This window comes from Novosphingobium kalidii (assembly GCF_040534015.1).
GTDB lineage: Bacteria > Pseudomonadota > Alphaproteobacteria > Sphingomonadales > Sphingomonadaceae > Novosphingobium > Novosphingobium kalidii.
Genome location: NZ_JBEWLY010000007.1, coordinates 54,013 through 70,198 on the forward strand (window position 1 = coordinate 54,013; position 16,186 = coordinate 70,198).

Below are 16,186 nucleotides of genomic sequence, written 5' to 3' on the forward strand. Positions count from 1 at the left end.
CAGAAGGCGCGGGAAATGGCGCGCCCCCATGGCGCGTCGCTGAAACAATCACGAGGCTGCACGCTTGCTGATTCTGTCCGCCGCCGCCGCGGCCCACAATCCGATTCACTGGGCCGATCTGGGGCTGAGGAACGGCATCGACCTCGGCTTCTTTACGCTGCGCTATTACTCGCTGGCGTACCTTGCCGGCATCCTGCTGGGGTACTGGCACCTTACTCGGATGATCAAGGCGCCGGGCGCGCCACTGGCGCAGCGCCATGCCGACGACCTGTTCTTCTATTGCACCTTGGGGATCATCCTTGGTGGCCGCCTCGGCTACGCAACTTTCTACACTGGCGGTGACACCGGCATACCTAGCCTATGGAGCCATCCCGGCGAGCTGCTTTCGCTGTGGAACGGCGGGATGAGCTTTCATGGCGGCCTGATCGGCGTGATCCTTGCAATTGCCTGGGTTTCGTGGCGCGGCGGCCTCAGCTTCTTGCGGGTGGCCGATTACATTTCGGTCTGCGTGCCCTTCGGCATGCTGTTCGGTCGTCTGGCCAATTTCGTGAATGGCGAGCTTTGGGGGCGGGTTGCCGATCCCTCGTTGCCTTGGGCCATGATCTTCCCGGACGGCGGACCACTGCCCCGCCACCCCAGCCAGCTTTACGAAGCTGCGCTTGAGGGGTTGGCGCTGATCATCGTCATGCTCCTGCTGTTCTGGAAGACGCGCGCCCGCTTTCGTCCCGGATTGCTGGTGGGTGTGTTTACCACCGGCATCGCCCTTGCGCGCTTCTTCGTCGAGTTCTTCCGGGAGCCCGATGCGCAGCTGCAGGATTTCGCGATGCGCACGGGCCTCTCGATGGGCCAATGGCTAACCATCCCGCTGATGATCCTTGGTCTCGCCATCGTCGCGCGCGCGCTAAGCAAACCACCCTTGGCGACAGGGCGGCCGGTCCCGGCATGACGGTGGCCGGGCCGCAGGCTGAGGATGGTGCTGCGGACGATAAGGATACGCTGGCAGCGATTTTCCGCCGCCTGATCGCGAACACGGGTCCGATCAGCGTCATGTATTTCATGGGCGAGTCGAACGCTCGCTATTATTCCTCGCGCGATCCTTTGGGCGAGGGCGGCGATTTCATTACCGCGCCGGAAATCAGCCAGATGTTCGGCGAACTGATTGGTCTTTGGCTGGCGGACGTCTGGATACGTGCTGGTCGCCCGGACCCGGTCCACTACGTCGAGCTTGGTCCCGGCCGCGGTACGCTGGCGCGCGATGCGCTGCGTGCAGCGGCGCGGCATGGGTTGGCGCCCAAGGTGCACTTCGTCGAGAGCTCAATTGCTCTCAAGACGATCCAGATCGACGCCGTCCCGCAGGCGCAGTGGCACTACGATCTTTCCACGGTCCCCACCGAGGGCCCGATCCTGCTGGTGGCAAACGAGTTTCTCGACGCGCTGCCAGTCCGGCAGCTCGTCATGACGCCAGCCGGATGGCGCGAGCGGATGGTCGCCCTTGAGGGGAAGCGGTTCGTCGGCGTGGCTGGAGACCGCCCCATGGACGCCGCGGTCCCCGAGGCTCTGCGCGATGCCGAACCGGGCACATTGATCGAGACCACTCCCGGCGCGGCCGCTATCGTTTCCGAAGCTGCCGGCCGGCTTGTCGAGCAAGGGGGGGCGGCGCTGTTCATCGACTACGGACATGATGCCCCGCGCACAGGCTCCACCCTTCAAGCCGTGCGCGCCCACCGCAAGCTTGATGCTTTCGAGCAACCCGGCGCGGCAGATCTCACGGCGCACGTGGACTTCGCCACGCTCGCCGACGTCGCGCTGTCGCGGGGGTGCCGTTGGCTCGGGACAGTGGGGCAAGGCGCTTGGCTGCGCGACTTGGGCATCGAAGCTCGGGCGCAGAGCCTCACGCGGTCGTCGCCCGAGCACGGCGACGCGATCGCGGCCGCTTTAGATCGCCTCACTGCTGAAGATCAGATGGGCACTCTATTCAAGGTCATGGGGCTTGCGGCGCCGAACTGGCCAGACGGAGCAGGGTTCTAGGAGAGCGGCAACCGCGCTCTCCCGCACCTAGTTACCGCCGATCTGCACGGCCCGCTTTTCGTCGGGAACCTTGCGCATCGGCACGGCAGTGAGCCAAGCCTCCAGCGCGTCGATGTCCAACCCGCCCCGGACTTTGTTCGTTGCCCTGGTGAATTCGGAAAAGAAGTCACCACCCTCGGAAAGGAAATTGTTCGTGGTCACCCGGTAGGTGGCACGCGGGTGCAGTGGTTTGCCATCCAGCGTCAACGACACGACGCGCGCCCCGGATGGGCGCCGCATATCGAAGCTGAAGCGCAAGTTGGCGGAAGGCGTGAGCACCTGCTGGACGTCTTCGTCATCAAGGCCCTCTTCGATCACGGCCTTGATCTGAGCGCCCGTCATGCTCTGGACGACCAGTTCATTGTTGAACGGCTGCACGGCATAGAGCTGCCCGAAGGTCACTGCGCCGTTCGGAGCAGGCATCAGTGAGGTGCGGACTCCGAACGGATTGGTAAACGCAATTTGTGCCCCGATATCGCGAGTGGCGCCTAACTGGCTGTCGGCGATCAGTTGGGCAAGCGGTCCGCCGGTCCAGCTATCGCTACCGTCGGTTTTCGGCGCCGGACCAGACAACCTGCCGGCCGGCCGGGAGATTTCGCCTGCGACATTGTCAGCATAGCGCTTCACATAAGCGGCGACCTCGGGCTTCGGTGCGAACTGTGGTACCCTGTCGGTGTTCTCTATCCGGCCTCTTGTGGCGGTATAGGGTTCCGACTGAACGATGATGTTCTGCGCCTTCTTCCCGATCACCGCATGGGTAGCGGGATCGAAGGAGAGCGTGATGTCCGTGACGAGCTTGCCGTAGACGCCGGCGCTGGTCAGGAGGATCGGCTGGGCCGCTCCAGCTGAGGGGTACTCGCACGTATAGGCCCAGTGCGTGTGGCCGGAGACGACCACATCGACGCCGGGCTTCAGCCGCTGGAGGATGGGTACGATATCGCCGGACAGCCCCTCGCAGCCATTGGGATCATCAAGTGCCTCAGTCTTGCCGCCCTGGTGGATCAACACGACCACGGCATCCGCACCCTCAGCCCTGAGTCGTGGCACCAGCGCGTTGATCGTGTCCGCTTCGTCCGCGAAGCTGAGGCCCTTGAGAGCGTCTGGCGAGACCAGCGCAGGCACGGTGCGCAAGGATAGCCCGATGAACCCGAGCGTGATCTTACCAGCCGCGGTGTCGAAAGTCTTGACGCCTGTCGCCGGGAGCAGCGTCGAGCCGTCGTCCTTTAGAGTGCTGGCGGAGAGATACTTGTAATCGGCGCCGGCAAACTGCTCCAGTCGGCAGGGCTGGCGCCGGGTGTTCTTCTCGCAGCCGCCATTCTGGAGGCGCAGGAGCTCGTTCCAGCCCCGGTCGAATTCGTGATTCCCGACCGCGTTGAACTCAAGTCCGATCCGATTCATCACCCCGACTGCGGGCTCGTCGAGGTACAGCGACGATGCAAGCTGTGAGGCGCTCGTGAGATCGCCTGCGGCCACCACCACGTTGTTGGGGTGCTTGGCCTTCAACTCGTCGATCGCCGACGCAAGCCAGGCTCCGCCGCCTGCCGGCACGCCGGTGACGCTGCCGTCGGGGTTTTTGATGTTGACCGCCTGCTTGGGCGGCTCAAGCGCACCGTGAAAGTCATTGATGGCGATAACGCCGACTTGGACAGGCGTTCTTTGGGCCTGCGGCGTGAGCCTGTCAGGAGCTGGCTGAGCGGCGCAGGCGGCCAGGAACGACGCTAGGAGCAGCGGCAGGCTGCGGTTGATCTGGGAGTTCATGATGGACTTCTATCGGAGGGTGAAATGACAGGCCAATGGCGATCCTGCCCGCCGTTACCGTGCAGGCGTATGCGTCAGAAGCGTTCCTCATAGATGCGGCCGATGTCGCCGTTCCATTCGCCGTGGAACTTGTCGAGCAGGCGCTGCGCCGGAACTTTGCCGGATTGCACGATCTCGGACAACGGCGCGAGGAAGCCCGTCTCGTCCTCGCCCATGGTATTCAGCTTGGCGCGCGCTGCGAGGCCCGAACGAGAGATGGCAAGCACCTCGGCGGCGATGTCGCGCAGGGTTCCGCCGCCGGGCAGAGGCGCGTCGAGCCCCAGTCGCGGCACTTCGCTGCGCAAGCGTTCGCGGCCATCCATGTCCCACCCCTTCACGAGGTCCCATGCCGCGTCCAGCGCCCCCTGGTCGTACAGCAGGCCGACCCAGAACGCCGGAAGCGCGCAAATCCGGCCCCAAGGGCCGCCATCCGCGCCGCGCATTTCGAGGAAGGATTTGAGGCGCACTTCAGGGAAGGCAGTGGAGAGGTGGTCCTGCCAGTCGCTCATCCGCGGCAACTCGCCGGGCAGCACCGACAGTTTGCCGGCCATGAAGTCACGGAAGGAGAGGCCGGCGGCGTCGATGTACTTTCCGTCGCGGAACACGAAATACATCGGTACATCCAGCATGTAGTCCACGTAGCGCTGGTATCCGAAGCCTTGCTCGAACACGAAAGGCAGCATCCCCGTGCGATGCGGGTCCGTGTCCGACCAGATGTGGCTGCGATACGAAAGCATGCCGTTGGGCTTGCCTTCGGTGAACGGCGAGTTTGCGAACAGCGCTGTCGCCATCGGCTGCAGGGCAAGGCTGACGCGGAACTTCTGCGCCATGTCCGCCTCGCTGGAGTAGTCGAGGTTTACCTGGATCGTGCAGGTGCGCAGCATCATGTCGAGCCCGAGAGACCCGACTCGCGGCATGTGGCGCAGCATGATGGCGTAGCGGCCCTTGGGCATGATCGGCAGCTCGTCGCGCCGCTTGTCCGGCCACATGCCAAGGCCCAGGAAACCCACGCCGAACTTGTCACCGATTGCCTTCACTTGCTGCAGGTGCCGGCCCGTCTCGTTGCAGGTCTCGTGCAGCGTCTCGAGAGGAGCGCCCGAAAGTTCAAGTTGGCCTGCCGGCTCCAGGCTGACGTTGCCGTCTGCGCCCTTCATGGCGATGACGTGTCCGCCTTCCTCGATCGGCTCCCAACCGAACTCGCGCAACGACAGCAGCAGATCACGAATGCCGCCGGGCTCGTCGTAAGACGGGGCATGGCGATCGGCGAGCGCGTAGACCTGCTTCTCGTGCTCGGTGCCGATGCGCCATTGGGCGCGCGGCTTTTCGCCCGCAGCCATGGGCTCGGCAAGCTGGGCGATAGATTCGATCACCGGATCATCCCGATCCGAAACCTCGCGGGTGCTCATGCGCGAGCCGTTAGGCCACAGTCCCCGAGCGCGCCAGCGAATTATGCCAATCGCCTGCCATCGCCATCCACGATGCGCACCCGGCGATCACGGCGGTCTCCGCGCGCAGAATGCGCGGGCCAAGGCTGATTGCCCTTGCCTGGGGGTGATTGCGGACGGCCGCGCGCTCCGCATCGTCGAAGCCGCCTTCGGGTCCGACCAGCAACGCGGCCGGAGCGTTGTGAATCGCGAATGCTTCCTTGATCGGTGCCCCGCCGTTCTCGTCCGCAAAGAACAAGGTGCGCTCCTCCGGCCAAGCTTTGAGCAGTGCCTCAAGCCGAAGCGGCTCGGCCACATCGGGCAGAGCAGTGCGCGCACACTGCTCTGCCGCCTCGGTGACGATCGTGCGGGCGCGCTCTTCGTTCAGCTTGTCAGCGACGCAGCGGCGGGTGATCACCGGCTGAATGCGGCGCACGCCAAGTTCGGTCGCCTTCTCCAGCACAAGATCGAAGTTCGGTTTCTTCAGAAGCGCCGCGCAGAGCCAGAAGTCCGGTACGTTTTCCCGCTCGCGCAGCCGTTCGCGCACGGTGAGCGAGACGCCGCGCTTGCCGACTTCGGTCACTTCGGCGACCCACTCACCCGTGGTGTTGTCGCACAGGACGACGGCTCCCCCTGGCGCAACACGCATGACACGCGAGAGGTAGTGCGCCTGCGGGCCCTCTACCTCAACCGCCATTCCAGCAGCGAGCGGATCGGGGACGAACAGGCGCGGTGCGCTCTTGGGCGGCCATGCAGGAGTGGCGGGCATGGACTGCACCTAGCCGATTGCGGCTCGCGCGGCTATCGTCGCTGGCATGGCGCAGATCGTTCCCGATACGCAGCACCGTGGCCTCGTCGCCGCGCTGCCTCCGCAACTACGAGACCTGGCGCTGCTGGCGCGGTTTGACCGGCCCATCGGTTGGTGGCTGTTGTTCTGGCCCGGAGCATGGGGTGTGCTGCTCGCCGGCGGTGAGGACCGGTGGGGCCTTATCGCCTGGCTGCTGCTCGGCGCAGTCGCGATGCGCGGCGCGGGTTGCGTCTACAACGACATCGTCGATGCCGATATCGACCGCCAAGTCGCCCGCACGGCGGCAAGGCCGGTGGCGAGCGGGCGCGTGACGACGAAAGTTGCTTGGATCTGGCTTCTGGTACTTTGCCTCGTCGGTCTCCTCGTCCTGCTGCAGTTGCGGTGGCAGGCACAGCTTGTCGCAGTCGCCAGCGTGTTGCCGGTCGCCGCCTATCCCTTCATGAAGCGCATCACATGGTGGCCGCAGGCGTGGCTGGGGCTGGTGTTCTCGTGGGCGGCGCTGGTGGGCTGGGTCGAAGTGCGCGGCGACGGAATGGCGACACTCGCGCTGCTCTACTCCGGATCGATGGCTTGGGTGATCGGCTATGACACGATCTATGCCTTGCAGGATCGTGAGGACGACGCTCTGGTCGGCGTACGCTCCTCAGCCCTGCGGCTGGGCGCCCATGTGCGAGGCGGGGTGGCGGCCTTCTATGCCCTAGCGATCGCCTGTTGGGCATGCGCGTTCTGGCTGCTGCGCTGGGACTGGATCGCGCTGCTGGCATTGGCGCCCATGGCCGTGCACCTTGCTTGGCAGGTGTTGACGCTCAATGCCCAGGATGGTGGCAACGCGCTGGCGCGCTTTCGTGCCAATCGCTTTGCCGGCCTGCTCATGGCGCTCGCCTGCTGGGTCGCGGGGAACGCCTGACCCCCGTTTAGCGCTAGCGAGCTGCGGTCGCGCGCTCCGACGTGAGAGAGCGCGACCGCAGCGCCGAATCAGCGCGGCGCTTTCTGCAGCCACGCCGCCAGCTGTTCGCGCTGGCGCGGACGATTGGCGAGCCGTTGGTTCAGACCTGTCAGAGCCTGGATCACCGGCTTGGCCTCATCCTCCGGCAGGGTTGCTGCGTACTCTGTCAACTTGCCGACCATCGCCTGATCGGTGCTCGATCCCACGACTCTTGCGAAGAAACGGGGACGTCCGGGTCGCTCGATCAGCTTGTCGACAGCTTTCTGGTTGGCGCGCACAAAGTCGAACGCCATTTCCGGATACGCCTGCGCAACCGACGTGATGATCTGGGGTGCACTGGTTACGTCCGGTTTGCCGGAGATGGAAAACGCCAGCGCCTGCCGCGCGAGCGCCTCGTCCTGTGCGAGACCCAGGCTGCTGTAGTACAGCTGGCGCTCTACCAGGCCGTCCGCCTTGGCGGCTTGTTCGCGCAGGAGCTTCCAGTCGCTGCGGGTGGCGTTCTTCGCCGCCACGGATAGCCACGTGCCCTTGAGCGGACCGTCAAGCGATGCGGGATCCGTCGCAAGCGTTTGGAGCCGGCGGCGCGCCTCGGCTACCACCCGCGGATCGCCTACCGTGCCCAGCGTTCGGATCAGCTGCGCGCGCAGCTTGGTCTGGTTCAGCGGCTCATCTGCGCGAGGTTCGAAGCCAAGTTGCTCCAGTTTAGGCGCCCAGGTCCTGGAGATCAAAGACGCCAGCTGCTTGCGAGCGGGACCCTCCTCCAGAATGCCGTAGAGGCCTTGCCACTGCTCGGCCGCGCTGGTGGCCAAAGCTGCGTCGGCCGTCCCGGGGACTGAGGCGAGGAGCCTGAGGCCCGCCGACATGTCCTGGTATCCCGCCAGCGAGAGCGACAGGTTGTCGCGCACGAGGCCATACTGATCGACCGTTGCCAGAGAGCCGAAAGTCGAAACCAGCTTGTTCAGTGAGGCGTCGTCATAGAGCGTGCGGTAGTACCCAAGCTGCCCGCTGTTCACGAGCACCGGCCCGCAGCCCGGCAGCACGACCTTGTCGGTCTTGGCAGTCATCAAGTGGCGTGCAGGATCGTTCTGGCCCACTTGGATCAGCAGCGGCATGGGCCACGTCGGCTTTTCCCCCCCTCGCGCGCCTGGATCGAGCGAGAAAGCATCCTGCGCCAGGTCAAGCTGGCTGTTTCCGCCCTCGCATCGCACGGCCTTCACCCGCAGCAGAGGCACGCCGGGAGTATGCGTAAAGGCTTGCGCGATCAGGTCGACGTCCTTGCCGCCCGCGCCCTCGATCGCCGACCAAAGATCCTTGCTCACGGTGTTCGAGTAGGCGTGGCGGCGCATGTAGCTGCGCATGCCCTCACGCCAGGTGTTGGCGCCCACGTAATCCTCGAGCATGGCGATGATCGCCTGTCCCTTCTGGTACGTGATGGCGTCGAAGGCCTGTTCCATCTCGGACGCGGTGCGGACTTGCTGGACCACCGGGTGCGTCGTCGGCAGCGCGTCGAGCGCCATGGCGGCCTCACGCCCGTCAATCCCGCCGAGCTCCCAGCTCCATTCGGGATTGAAGTGCGCCGTGACCTTGTCGGCCATCCAGCTTGCGAAGCCTTCGTTCAGCCAGATATCGTCCCACCAGGACATCGTCACGAGATTGCCGAACCACTGGTGTGCGGTCTCATGCGCCTGAACGCTGTAGATGTCTTGCTTGCCGGTTGGGCTGGTGGTCGCGGGATCGAGGAGGAGGATGCGCTCGAAGGTCATGATCGCGCCCCAGTTCTCCATCGCGCCGAAGAACTGTGAACTGCCTGGTGCCACGACGTTGTCGAGCTTGGGCAGCGGATATTTCACGCCGAAGTAGTCATCGAACCACGGCAGAACCTCGGCCAGCGATTCCCGTGCATAGTCGGCTTGGTTGCCGCTGCCGGTTGGCGCGACGATACCTGCCTCGACACCGTCAGCCGCCGTCTTGGTCGAACGTTCGAAGTCGCCCAAGGCGAAGAACAGCAGATACGAACTCATGCGCGGCGTGGTGGCGAAGGTCACTCGCTTGCGGCCGCCAGGCAGCGTCTCCTCGCGCGAGACCGGCATGTTGCTCACCGCCATGCGATCGGCCGGAACAACGGCCGCAAGGTCGAAGGTGGCCTTGTAGCTGGGCTCGTCGAAGCTGGGCACGAAGCGCCGGGCGTCGGGCGCCTCGAACTGGGTGAACAGCCCACGTACCTCCTTGCCGGTGCGCTTGTCAGGATAGTCGAGCGCGAAAAGGCCGGAGGGCTGCTGGCCGATGGTGCCGGCATAGCTCACGTCGAGCCGGTAGTTACCGGGCTGGATCGGGTTGGCGGCGACGAAGCGAAGCGTCTGGCTCTTCTCGTCGGCAGTGACGCGCAAGGGAATGGCCGCGCCTTGTGCAGGCTTCAGGCTGGCGGAAGAGACCGTCAGGCCGTTGCCGTGCAGCGTGAGCGTATCGCTGGCCGTGAACACGACAAGATCGATGCCCGCCTGGCCCGTGAAGGTGAGCGCCTTGGCATCCGGGGTCACTTCGATATCGTAGTGCGTCGGCCGGGCATTGCGCGGCAGATCGCTGGGCACGGTCTCCGGCAGCGGCGCTAGCTGCTGTGAGGAAGGCGATGACGGGGATTGGGAAAACGCGGGGTGGGCAAAGGCGAGGGCAATCACCGCCGAAGCGGTTGCAAAGGAACGGAAGGCTGGGCGCATGGGGATAAGCTGCTCCGAAGGCGTCAGCGATGTGACGAGCTGCTACAGTCCTAGCGCGGCCCGTGCCGGCAATCCAGAGTGCCGCGAAAATCGCTCCGTTGGTCGCGCAGGCAGAGGCTAGTGACGGCGGGCCCCTCGCTTCACCAGCAGGGCCACTGCGCCGACCGCGATGGCTCCCGCAGCGCCTGCAAGCCCAAACCCTGCCGCTCGCTTGGGCGGCGAAGCGCGCATGCCACCATCGATCATGGCTCCGTCTTCCGGGGGGGAGAGCACGTTGCCATCAGTGATCGGAGCCGCGCCCGCAGACGCGAAATAGCGCTCAAACGCGGCCTTCATGCTGCGCGTGTTGAGCGCGGGCGAAATGGAATGAGTGAAGCGTGCAGCCCACGTCGGCGCGCCAATCATGACGCTGGAGCGGGGGTGATCAGCCAGGCGCGCCACCGCTTCGGCCACACGCCGCGGATCTAGCAGCGGCGGAGGCGCGGAAAGGGCCTTGCCCGTGTAATTGCCGGCGTGGCGCAGGGCAGGGGTATCCACGAAGGAGGGGTAGACGTCGCAAAGGTGAACGTCCGGGTAATCGGCCAGTTCTGCTCGCAGCGCCTTGGAAAAGCCTCTGAGCCCGAATTTGCTGGCAGAGTAGGACGTGGCGAAGGGGGCCGCAGTGAAGCCTCCCACAGAGATCATGTTGACGAACACGCCGTGCCCTTGCGCGATAAAGATCGGCAGGGCCGCATGTGCATCGTTCATGTGGCCGATCAAGTTGGACCGGATGATCTGGTCATGCGTCTCGATCGGAACTTCCAGGAACTTGCCGACAGCGCCAACCCCGACGTTGCTGAACCACAAGTCGATCCCGTCCGCAAACGCCTGGGCTGCCGTGGCGAGTGCCGCCACGGCCTGAGCATCGCTCACATCGGTTGGGACTACCAGAACCTCGGCGCCTGCTATGCGGCACCGCTGCGCGACCGATTCCAGATCCGGCGCACTTCGGGCCGCCAGGACCAGGGACCAGCCCTTGCTCGCGAACAGCTCGGCGGTCGCTTGGCCGATGCCGCTGGAGGCGCCGGTGATAACGGCAGTGCGACGCTTGCTCACGTTGTGCTTCCCTTGCGCCATTCGTCCTCCTCAGATCATCGACCGGGGAATCTGTCCGGCGTAGTTCAGAACAAGACGCAGTGGCTCGAAGTTCCTGAGATGCGAGCGGCCGCTTTTCGCGTGCGCCGAACGCGTGCGAAGCCGGCCCAGTGCGTAAAAGCTGTCAGCGTACTTCGCACACGGCCGAGCCCAAGTCGTCCGCCTCGATTTGACAGAGACGGAACCGCCTGCATGCTCCGCGCTTCCATGCGGCAGAACCTTCCAAGAGGAGCGAAGCCCATGCCGAACGACAAGATGGTGAAGCCACCACTACCCGAACAACAGCAGGACGTGCCGGGCAAGACCGCGCAGATGGACCCGAAGCCGGACCACGGCGAAGAGAGCTATCGCGGCTCCGGTCGGCTCGAAGGCAAGAAGGCGATTATCACCGGCGGAGACAGTGGGATCGGCCGCGCCGTCGCAATCGCGTTTGCGCGCGAAGGCGCGGACGTGCTCATCTCCTATCTGTGCGAAGACGAAGACGCGCAGGAGACCGCGCGCTGGGTCGAGCAGGCGGGGCGCAAGGCCGTCCTCGTCCCCGGCGACATCAGCAGGGCGGAGCACTGCCGCGCGATCATCGACAAGGCCGTTGAGGCGTTCGGCCGGGTAGACATCCTGGTGAACAATGCCGCGCACCAGATGACCTTCGAGGCGCTGGAAGACATTCCGGACGAGGAGTGGGACAAGACCTTCGCCACCAATATCCACGCGATGTTCTATCTCGCCAAGGCCGCTCTCCCGCACATGAAAGAGGGCAGCGCGATTATCAACACAACCTCGATCAACGCCGATACTCCGAAGCCGACTCTGCTCCCTTATGCGACGACAAAGGGCGCGATCCAGAACTTCACCGGAGGGCTGGCGCAATTGCTGGGCAGCAAGGGCATTCGCGTGAACTGCGTGGCACCCGGTCCTGTCTGGACCCCGCTCATTCCCTCCACCATGCCGGTCGAGCAGGTGAAGGAGTTCGGCAAGAACACGCCGATAGGGCGGCCTGCCCAGCCGAAGGAGCTCGCCCCTGCTTACGTGATGCTGGCGACGGACGAGGCAAGCTATGTCTCGGGCGCAACGATAGCGGTGACGGGCGGTAAACCGCTGATATAGTCAGGATCTGGCCAAGAGGCTTAAGGAGACAAGACGAGATGAAGGGTTTCCACGGAAACATCGAAGAGCTCACGGAGGACAACACCGATTTCCGACGAGTTCTTTACACCGGGCACAACCTGCAACTGGTGCTGATGTCCATCGAGCCCGGCGACGAGATCGGCGAGGAAGTGCACGACGACCGCGATCAGTTCTTCCGCATCGAGCAGGGCGAGGGCGAAGTCTGGATCGACGGCGTCTGCAACAAGGTGAAGGCCGACGATGGCGTCATCGTGCCTCAGGGCGCGCGCCACAACGTGAAATCTACCGGAGAAGAGCCGCTGCGCCTCTACACCATCTACGGTCCGCCCGAGCACATCGATGGCACCGTCCACAAAACAAAGGCCGCCGCGGATTCCTCGCACGAGCACTTCGACGGGCAAACCACCGAATAGCCATATTGCGGAGCGCTCACCGACACGTCTTCGGCGTCGGTGAGCGCTCTGTCAGGCCGGTCCGGTGCAGGTTTCGGCATGCGGTACGGCTGCTGCGGGCGATACGCCTGTAGGCCACAGCAGTTCCGGCGGGCCGGGTTTTCCGAAGAGGTAGCCCTGGCCTTCGTTGCAGCCGAAGGCGTGCAGCAGGTCGCGCTGCTCAGCGGTTTCTATGCCTTCGGCCAGAATCGACATTTCGATGCGGCGACCCAGTTCGATGAGCGTTGCAATGATGGCCACGCTCTTGCCGTTCGTGAGCATGTCGGACACGAAGCTGCGGTCGATCTTGAGCCGGTTGACGTCGAGAGCGCTGATCGCGCTGAGCGAAGCGAAACCGGTCCCGAAATCGTCAAGCGCCACTGATACACCCAGATTACGAAGCGATCGCACCGTGGAGGCCGCGCCGTCCAGGTCGTCCAGCGCGTGGCGTTCGGTGATCTCGATCTCCAGTGCTTCCGGCGCGAGGTGATGCGCGTCGAGCGCCCGCTCCACGTCCTGCACCAACTCGGGGCCAAGGCGATCAGGAAAGATATTGATCGCAACGCGCAGCGGCTGAGCTCCGCTCCAGGCTGCCGCTTGCGCCGTGGCAGCCTGGAGCACCCACTTGTCCACTCGCTTGGCCTGCGGCATCTGCTCCAGTTCTGCTAAAAAGCCGTTTGGCGGCAGAAGCCCGTAGGCCGGATGCCGCCAACGCAGAAGCGCTTCCATGCCGATCGTCCTGCCAGTCGAAAGGTCGATCTGCGGCTGATAGAACAGCTCAAACTGCCCCTCCTCTTCCGCACGTTCCAGATCCTGCCGAAGCCGGCGTCGGCGCAACGCCCGCGTATGAAAATCGGAGCGATAAGTGGCGAAACTCGAGGCATTCTGGCGCCGAAGCTCGATGACGGCGAGTTCCGCGCGGGCCAGCAGGGTATTGAAGGACTGCCCGTGACCGGGGGCGACCGCGAGGCCGGACCGGGTGTCCAGAGGCACCGGTGGAGCCCAGGTGCCGCCAATAAGCAGCGGACCCGACGCGACCGCCTGAGCCAGGCGCTCCGCTTCGGCAAGAGACGTGAGGCTCGGGAAGATCAGCGCGAGCGTCTCGCGTCCGAGCCGTGCCATGCGTGTGCAAGGCGGTAGCGCGGCGGCGAGAGAGACAACGGTGTGAAGCGGGCTACTCTCACCTGAGCTGAGGAGCAGATCGAGTTGCTCGCTCAGGCCGCGCACTTCCAGGAAGAGCAGCCCCAGGTGTTTTTCCTGGGGCAACGCCCGCAGGGCACCGTCCACCACCTCCGCGCATTCGCGTGGATCCAGCCAGTCGCTGGTGCTCGCGACGAACGCCGGAGTGTCTGATCGTGCCTGACCATCCCACTTCATGTGGATAGCGCCGGTTTCAGCACTCGTGCCTGTGCAGCGGCTGCATGCGCCTGCCGTGAAAGCGAGGAGGGCGCGCGCTCAACACGTACGGCTTCTACTCTTGCCTCGATCCGGAAAGACTTAGGCATGAGTCATCATCCTCTCGTTGCCCCCACCAGCCCATGTGTCTTGCTGAGCCCGTTAAGAGTTTCCTAACGCTGGGGGTTAAGGTGGCATTTACCAACGTTAGCGCGGCTGCAGCAGCCGGCGAGCGAGCAACGCATAAACGGCAAGAGCCGGACCGTCGCTTTCGCGCCGGTCCGGCTCTTGAAGGGATACAAGGTCTTGATCGCAGCAGGGGCTGCGGACCTATCCTGCAGGTAGTGGCTTACTGCTGCTGCTGCATTTCGCGCTGCTCCTGTTCGGCGGCTGCTCGCACGGAATCGTCATAACGGCTGCCGCTCTGATTCGCGTTCATCGCGCCCGTGACCCACACCACCGTCAGCGCGACGATGGCCAGCCCAAGGCCAATCAGCAGAACATAGCGAACGATGTGCGGTGTGCTTCCCGCCCGAGCGTCGTTGCGTTCGATGTGGACTTCGCGTCCTTCGTTTTCCATGGCGTATCTCCTCGCTGCGATGCCGCCAATGGCGGAACTCTCAACAAGGCAACGCACCAGTGGGTCGGCCGTTCCGTCGGCCGACCCGACGTGGTCCGGTCAGTCCCGCAGAAGTTCGTTGATTCCGGTCTTGGATCGTGTCTGCGCATCGACGGTCTTAACGATGACCGCGCAGTAAAGCGACGGGCCAGGCGTTCCATCGGGCAAAGGCTTGCCGGGCAGCGATCCCGGGACCACGACGGAGTAGGGCGGGACGCGGCCTATGTGCACTTCGCCGGTCGAACGGTTCACGATCTTCGTCGATGCACCGATAAACACGCCCATCGAAAGCACCGACCCTTCGCCGATCACGACACCCTCGGCCACTTCCGAACGGGCGCCGATGAAGCAGTTGTCCTCGATGACTACGGGCCCTGCCTGGAGTGGCTCCAGCACGCCACCGATCCCGGCGCCACCGGAGATATGGACGTTGCGACCGATCTGCGCGCACGAGCCGACGGTTGCCCAAGTGTCGACCATGGTGCCCTCGCCGACGTAGGCCCCGATATTGACGAAGCTGGGCATAAGGACGACGCCCTTGGCAATGAAGGCTCCGCGGCGAGCGATCGCGCCGGGTACCACCCGGAAGCCAGCCTCGCGGAAGCGCTCCGCGTCCCAGTCGGCGAACTTGAGTGGAACCTTGTCGAACGCCGGTGCGCCGCCGGCGCCGTATTCGATAGGAGCGTTGTCGTTCAGGCGGAACGAGAGAAGCACCGCCTTCTTCAGCCATTGGTTGACCTTCCAGCCACCCGAGCCGTCAGGCTCGGCAACACGGGCCGCGCCTGTGTCCAGCAATTCCAGCGCTTGCTCAACAGGGCCGCGCACGTCTTCGCTCGCCGGCGTGACAGTGTCGCGCGCTTCCCAGGCGGATTCGATCGCGGCTTCAAGTTGGGACATGGCTGAGGTTTTCTCCGACAGAGGAATAGCGCTGCTGCGCCTATCCGCTGCGGCCTGACAGGACAAGCCCGACAGGACAAGCTGGACAGGACAGGGGCCGCGTTGGCAGGAGCCCGTGGGTCTCAGGCGTCGGGTAACGTCATCTCGCGCACGAAGCCGATCAGCCCTGTCTGGCGGGTCCGCCGCATGCGCTCGGCTGCCAGGATCTGCGCCACCTTGGCATGGCAAACCTCGATGTTGTCGTTGACGATCACGTAGTCGTAGGCGTCCCAGTGGCTGATCTCGGCCTTGGCGCGCTCCATGCGGGCGGCGATTACGTCCGAGCTGTCTGTGTTGCGGGCTTTCAGGCGACGGCGCAGTTCGTCGATGCTCGGAGGCAGCAGGAAAACGCGGACGACGTCAGCCTGCATCTTCTGGTGGAGCTGCTGCGTGCCCTGCCAGTCGATATCGAACAGGTAGTCCTTGCCGTCCTTCAGGCCGGCTTTCACCTCTGCCTTTGGCGTGCCGTAGCTGTGTCCGAAGACGTGCGCCCACTCCAAGAACATCCCCGCGTCCGCCATGCGGTCGAACTCGGCTTGCTCGACGAAGATGTAGTCCCGGCCGTCGACCTCACCGGGACGGGGCGCGCGAGTGGTGACGGAAACGGACATGTGCAGGCGCGTATCCTGCGCAAGCAGCATGCGTGCCACCGTCGTCTTTCCCGCTCCCGAGGGCGAGGAGAGGATAAACATCAACCCGCGCCTGTGGAGCGCGTCGGAATCGGGGATGGATAGAGCGGGAGAGTCTAGGCTGGTCATGCCCGCTGATGGCGCTGCAGCTTACGCAAATC

At 64.5% G+C, this 16,186-nt stretch carries 14 protein-coding genes; 5 read left to right on the top strand and 9 right to left on the bottom strand.

Features of this window, described 5'->3' with window-relative positions; genetic code table 11:
• The first annotated feature begins 67 nt into the window (after positions 1–67).
• Positions 68–946 carry a prolipoprotein diacylglyceryl transferase gene (gene lgt / locus ABVV53_RS02085; RefSeq protein WP_419956738.1) on the top strand — a complete coding sequence of 293 codons (879 nt, stop codon included), beginning with the start codon at positions 68–70 and terminating at the stop codon, positions 944–946.
• A complete protein-coding gene (locus tag ABVV53_RS02090; protein ID WP_353982664.1) occupies positions 943–2,028 on the top strand; it encodes a class I SAM-dependent methyltransferase in 1,086 nt (361 codons plus the stop codon). Before lgt ends, ABVV53_RS02090 begins: the two co-directional genes overlap by 4 nt.
• A 27-nt stretch (positions 2,029–2,055) precedes the next feature.
• On the opposite strand, the gene ABVV53_RS02095 is transcribed toward ABVV53_RS02090, so the two are convergent.
• From ABVV53_RS02095 to ABVV53_RS02105, 3 genes are all read right to left on the bottom strand, one after another.
• On the bottom strand, positions 2,056–3,825 hold the full coding sequence (locus ABVV53_RS02095) for a bifunctional metallophosphatase/5'-nucleotidase (RefSeq protein ID WP_353982665.1): 1,770 nt from the start codon (positions 3,823–3,825) through the stop codon (positions 2,056–2,058).
• 74 nt (positions 3,826–3,899) lie between these two features.
• Positions 3,900–5,270 carry a glutamate--cysteine ligase gene (locus ABVV53_RS02100; RefSeq protein WP_353982666.1) on the bottom strand — a complete coding sequence of 457 codons (1,371 nt, stop codon included), beginning with the start codon at positions 5,268–5,270 and terminating at the stop codon, positions 3,900–3,902.
• A gap of 10 nt (positions 5,271–5,280) precedes the next feature.
• Positions 5,281–6,057 carry a 16S rRNA (uracil(1498)-N(3))-methyltransferase gene (locus tag ABVV53_RS02105; protein ID WP_353982667.1) on the bottom strand — a complete coding sequence of 259 codons (777 nt, stop codon included), beginning with the start codon at positions 6,055–6,057 and terminating at the stop codon, positions 5,281–5,283.
• A gap of 46 nt (positions 6,058–6,103) precedes the next feature.
• Here ABVV53_RS02105 and ubiA point away from each other — a divergent pair, with 46 nt between their 5' ends.
• Positions 6,104–7,003 carry a 4-hydroxybenzoate octaprenyltransferase gene (gene ubiA / locus ABVV53_RS02110; RefSeq protein ID WP_353982668.1) on the top strand — a complete coding sequence of 300 codons (900 nt, stop codon included), beginning with the start codon at positions 6,104–6,106 and terminating at the stop codon, positions 7,001–7,003.
• A gap of 68 nt (positions 7,004–7,071) precedes the next feature.
• Here ubiA and ABVV53_RS02115 read toward each other — a convergent pair whose 3' ends face one another.
• Complete coding sequence (locus tag ABVV53_RS02115) at positions 7,072–9,756, bottom strand: M1 family metallopeptidase (protein WP_353982669.1); 2,685 nt, start codon at positions 9,754–9,756, stop codon at positions 7,072–7,074.
• 117 nt (positions 9,757–9,873) lie between these two features.
• Entirely contained in the window at positions 9,874–10,851 is a 978-nt protein-coding gene (locus ABVV53_RS02120) for an SDR family oxidoreductase (protein WP_353982670.1), read from the bottom strand.
• Positions 10,852–11,130: 279 nt separating this feature from the next.
• On the opposite strand from ABVV53_RS02120, the gene ABVV53_RS02125 reads away from it, so the two are divergent.
• Positions 11,131–11,994: an SDR family oxidoreductase gene (locus ABVV53_RS02125; RefSeq protein WP_353982671.1), complete on the top strand. Its 864-nt coding sequence runs from the start codon at positions 11,131–11,133 to the stop codon at positions 11,992–11,994.
• A 38-nt stretch (positions 11,995–12,032) separates the two neighbouring features.
• A complete protein-coding gene (locus ABVV53_RS02130; protein ID WP_353982672.1) occupies positions 12,033–12,428 on the top strand; it encodes a cupin domain-containing protein in 396 nt (131 codons plus the stop codon).
• A 51-nt stretch (positions 12,429–12,479) separates the two neighbouring features.
• On the opposite strand, the gene ABVV53_RS02135 is transcribed toward ABVV53_RS02130, so the two are convergent.
• The 4 genes from ABVV53_RS02135 to gmk all read right to left on the bottom strand — a co-directional run bounded on the left by ABVV53_RS02135 (position 12,480) and on the right by gmk (position 16,154).
• A complete protein-coding gene (locus tag ABVV53_RS02135) occupies positions 12,480–13,823 on the bottom strand; it encodes a GGDEF domain-containing phosphodiesterase (protein ID WP_353982673.1) in 1,344 nt (447 codons plus the stop codon).
• 367 nt (positions 13,824–14,190) lie between these two features.
• The gene (locus ABVV53_RS02140; protein WP_353982674.1) at positions 14,191–14,421 is read right to left on the bottom strand and encodes a hypothetical protein; all 231 of its coding nucleotides are present in this window, start codon (positions 14,419–14,421) and stop codon (positions 14,191–14,193) included.
• A gap of 99 nt (positions 14,422–14,520) precedes the next feature.
• On the bottom strand, positions 14,521–15,357 hold the full coding sequence (dapD, locus tag ABVV53_RS02145) for a 2,3,4,5-tetrahydropyridine-2,6-dicarboxylate N-succinyltransferase (protein ID WP_353982675.1): 837 nt from the start codon (positions 15,355–15,357) through the stop codon (positions 14,521–14,523).
• Positions 15,358–15,479: 122 nt separating this feature from the next.
• The gene (gene gmk, locus ABVV53_RS02150; RefSeq protein ID WP_419956735.1) at positions 15,480–16,154 is read right to left on the bottom strand and encodes a guanylate kinase; all 675 of its coding nucleotides are present in this window, start codon (positions 16,152–16,154) and stop codon (positions 15,480–15,482) included.
• Positions 16,155–16,186 lie beyond the last annotated feature (32 nt).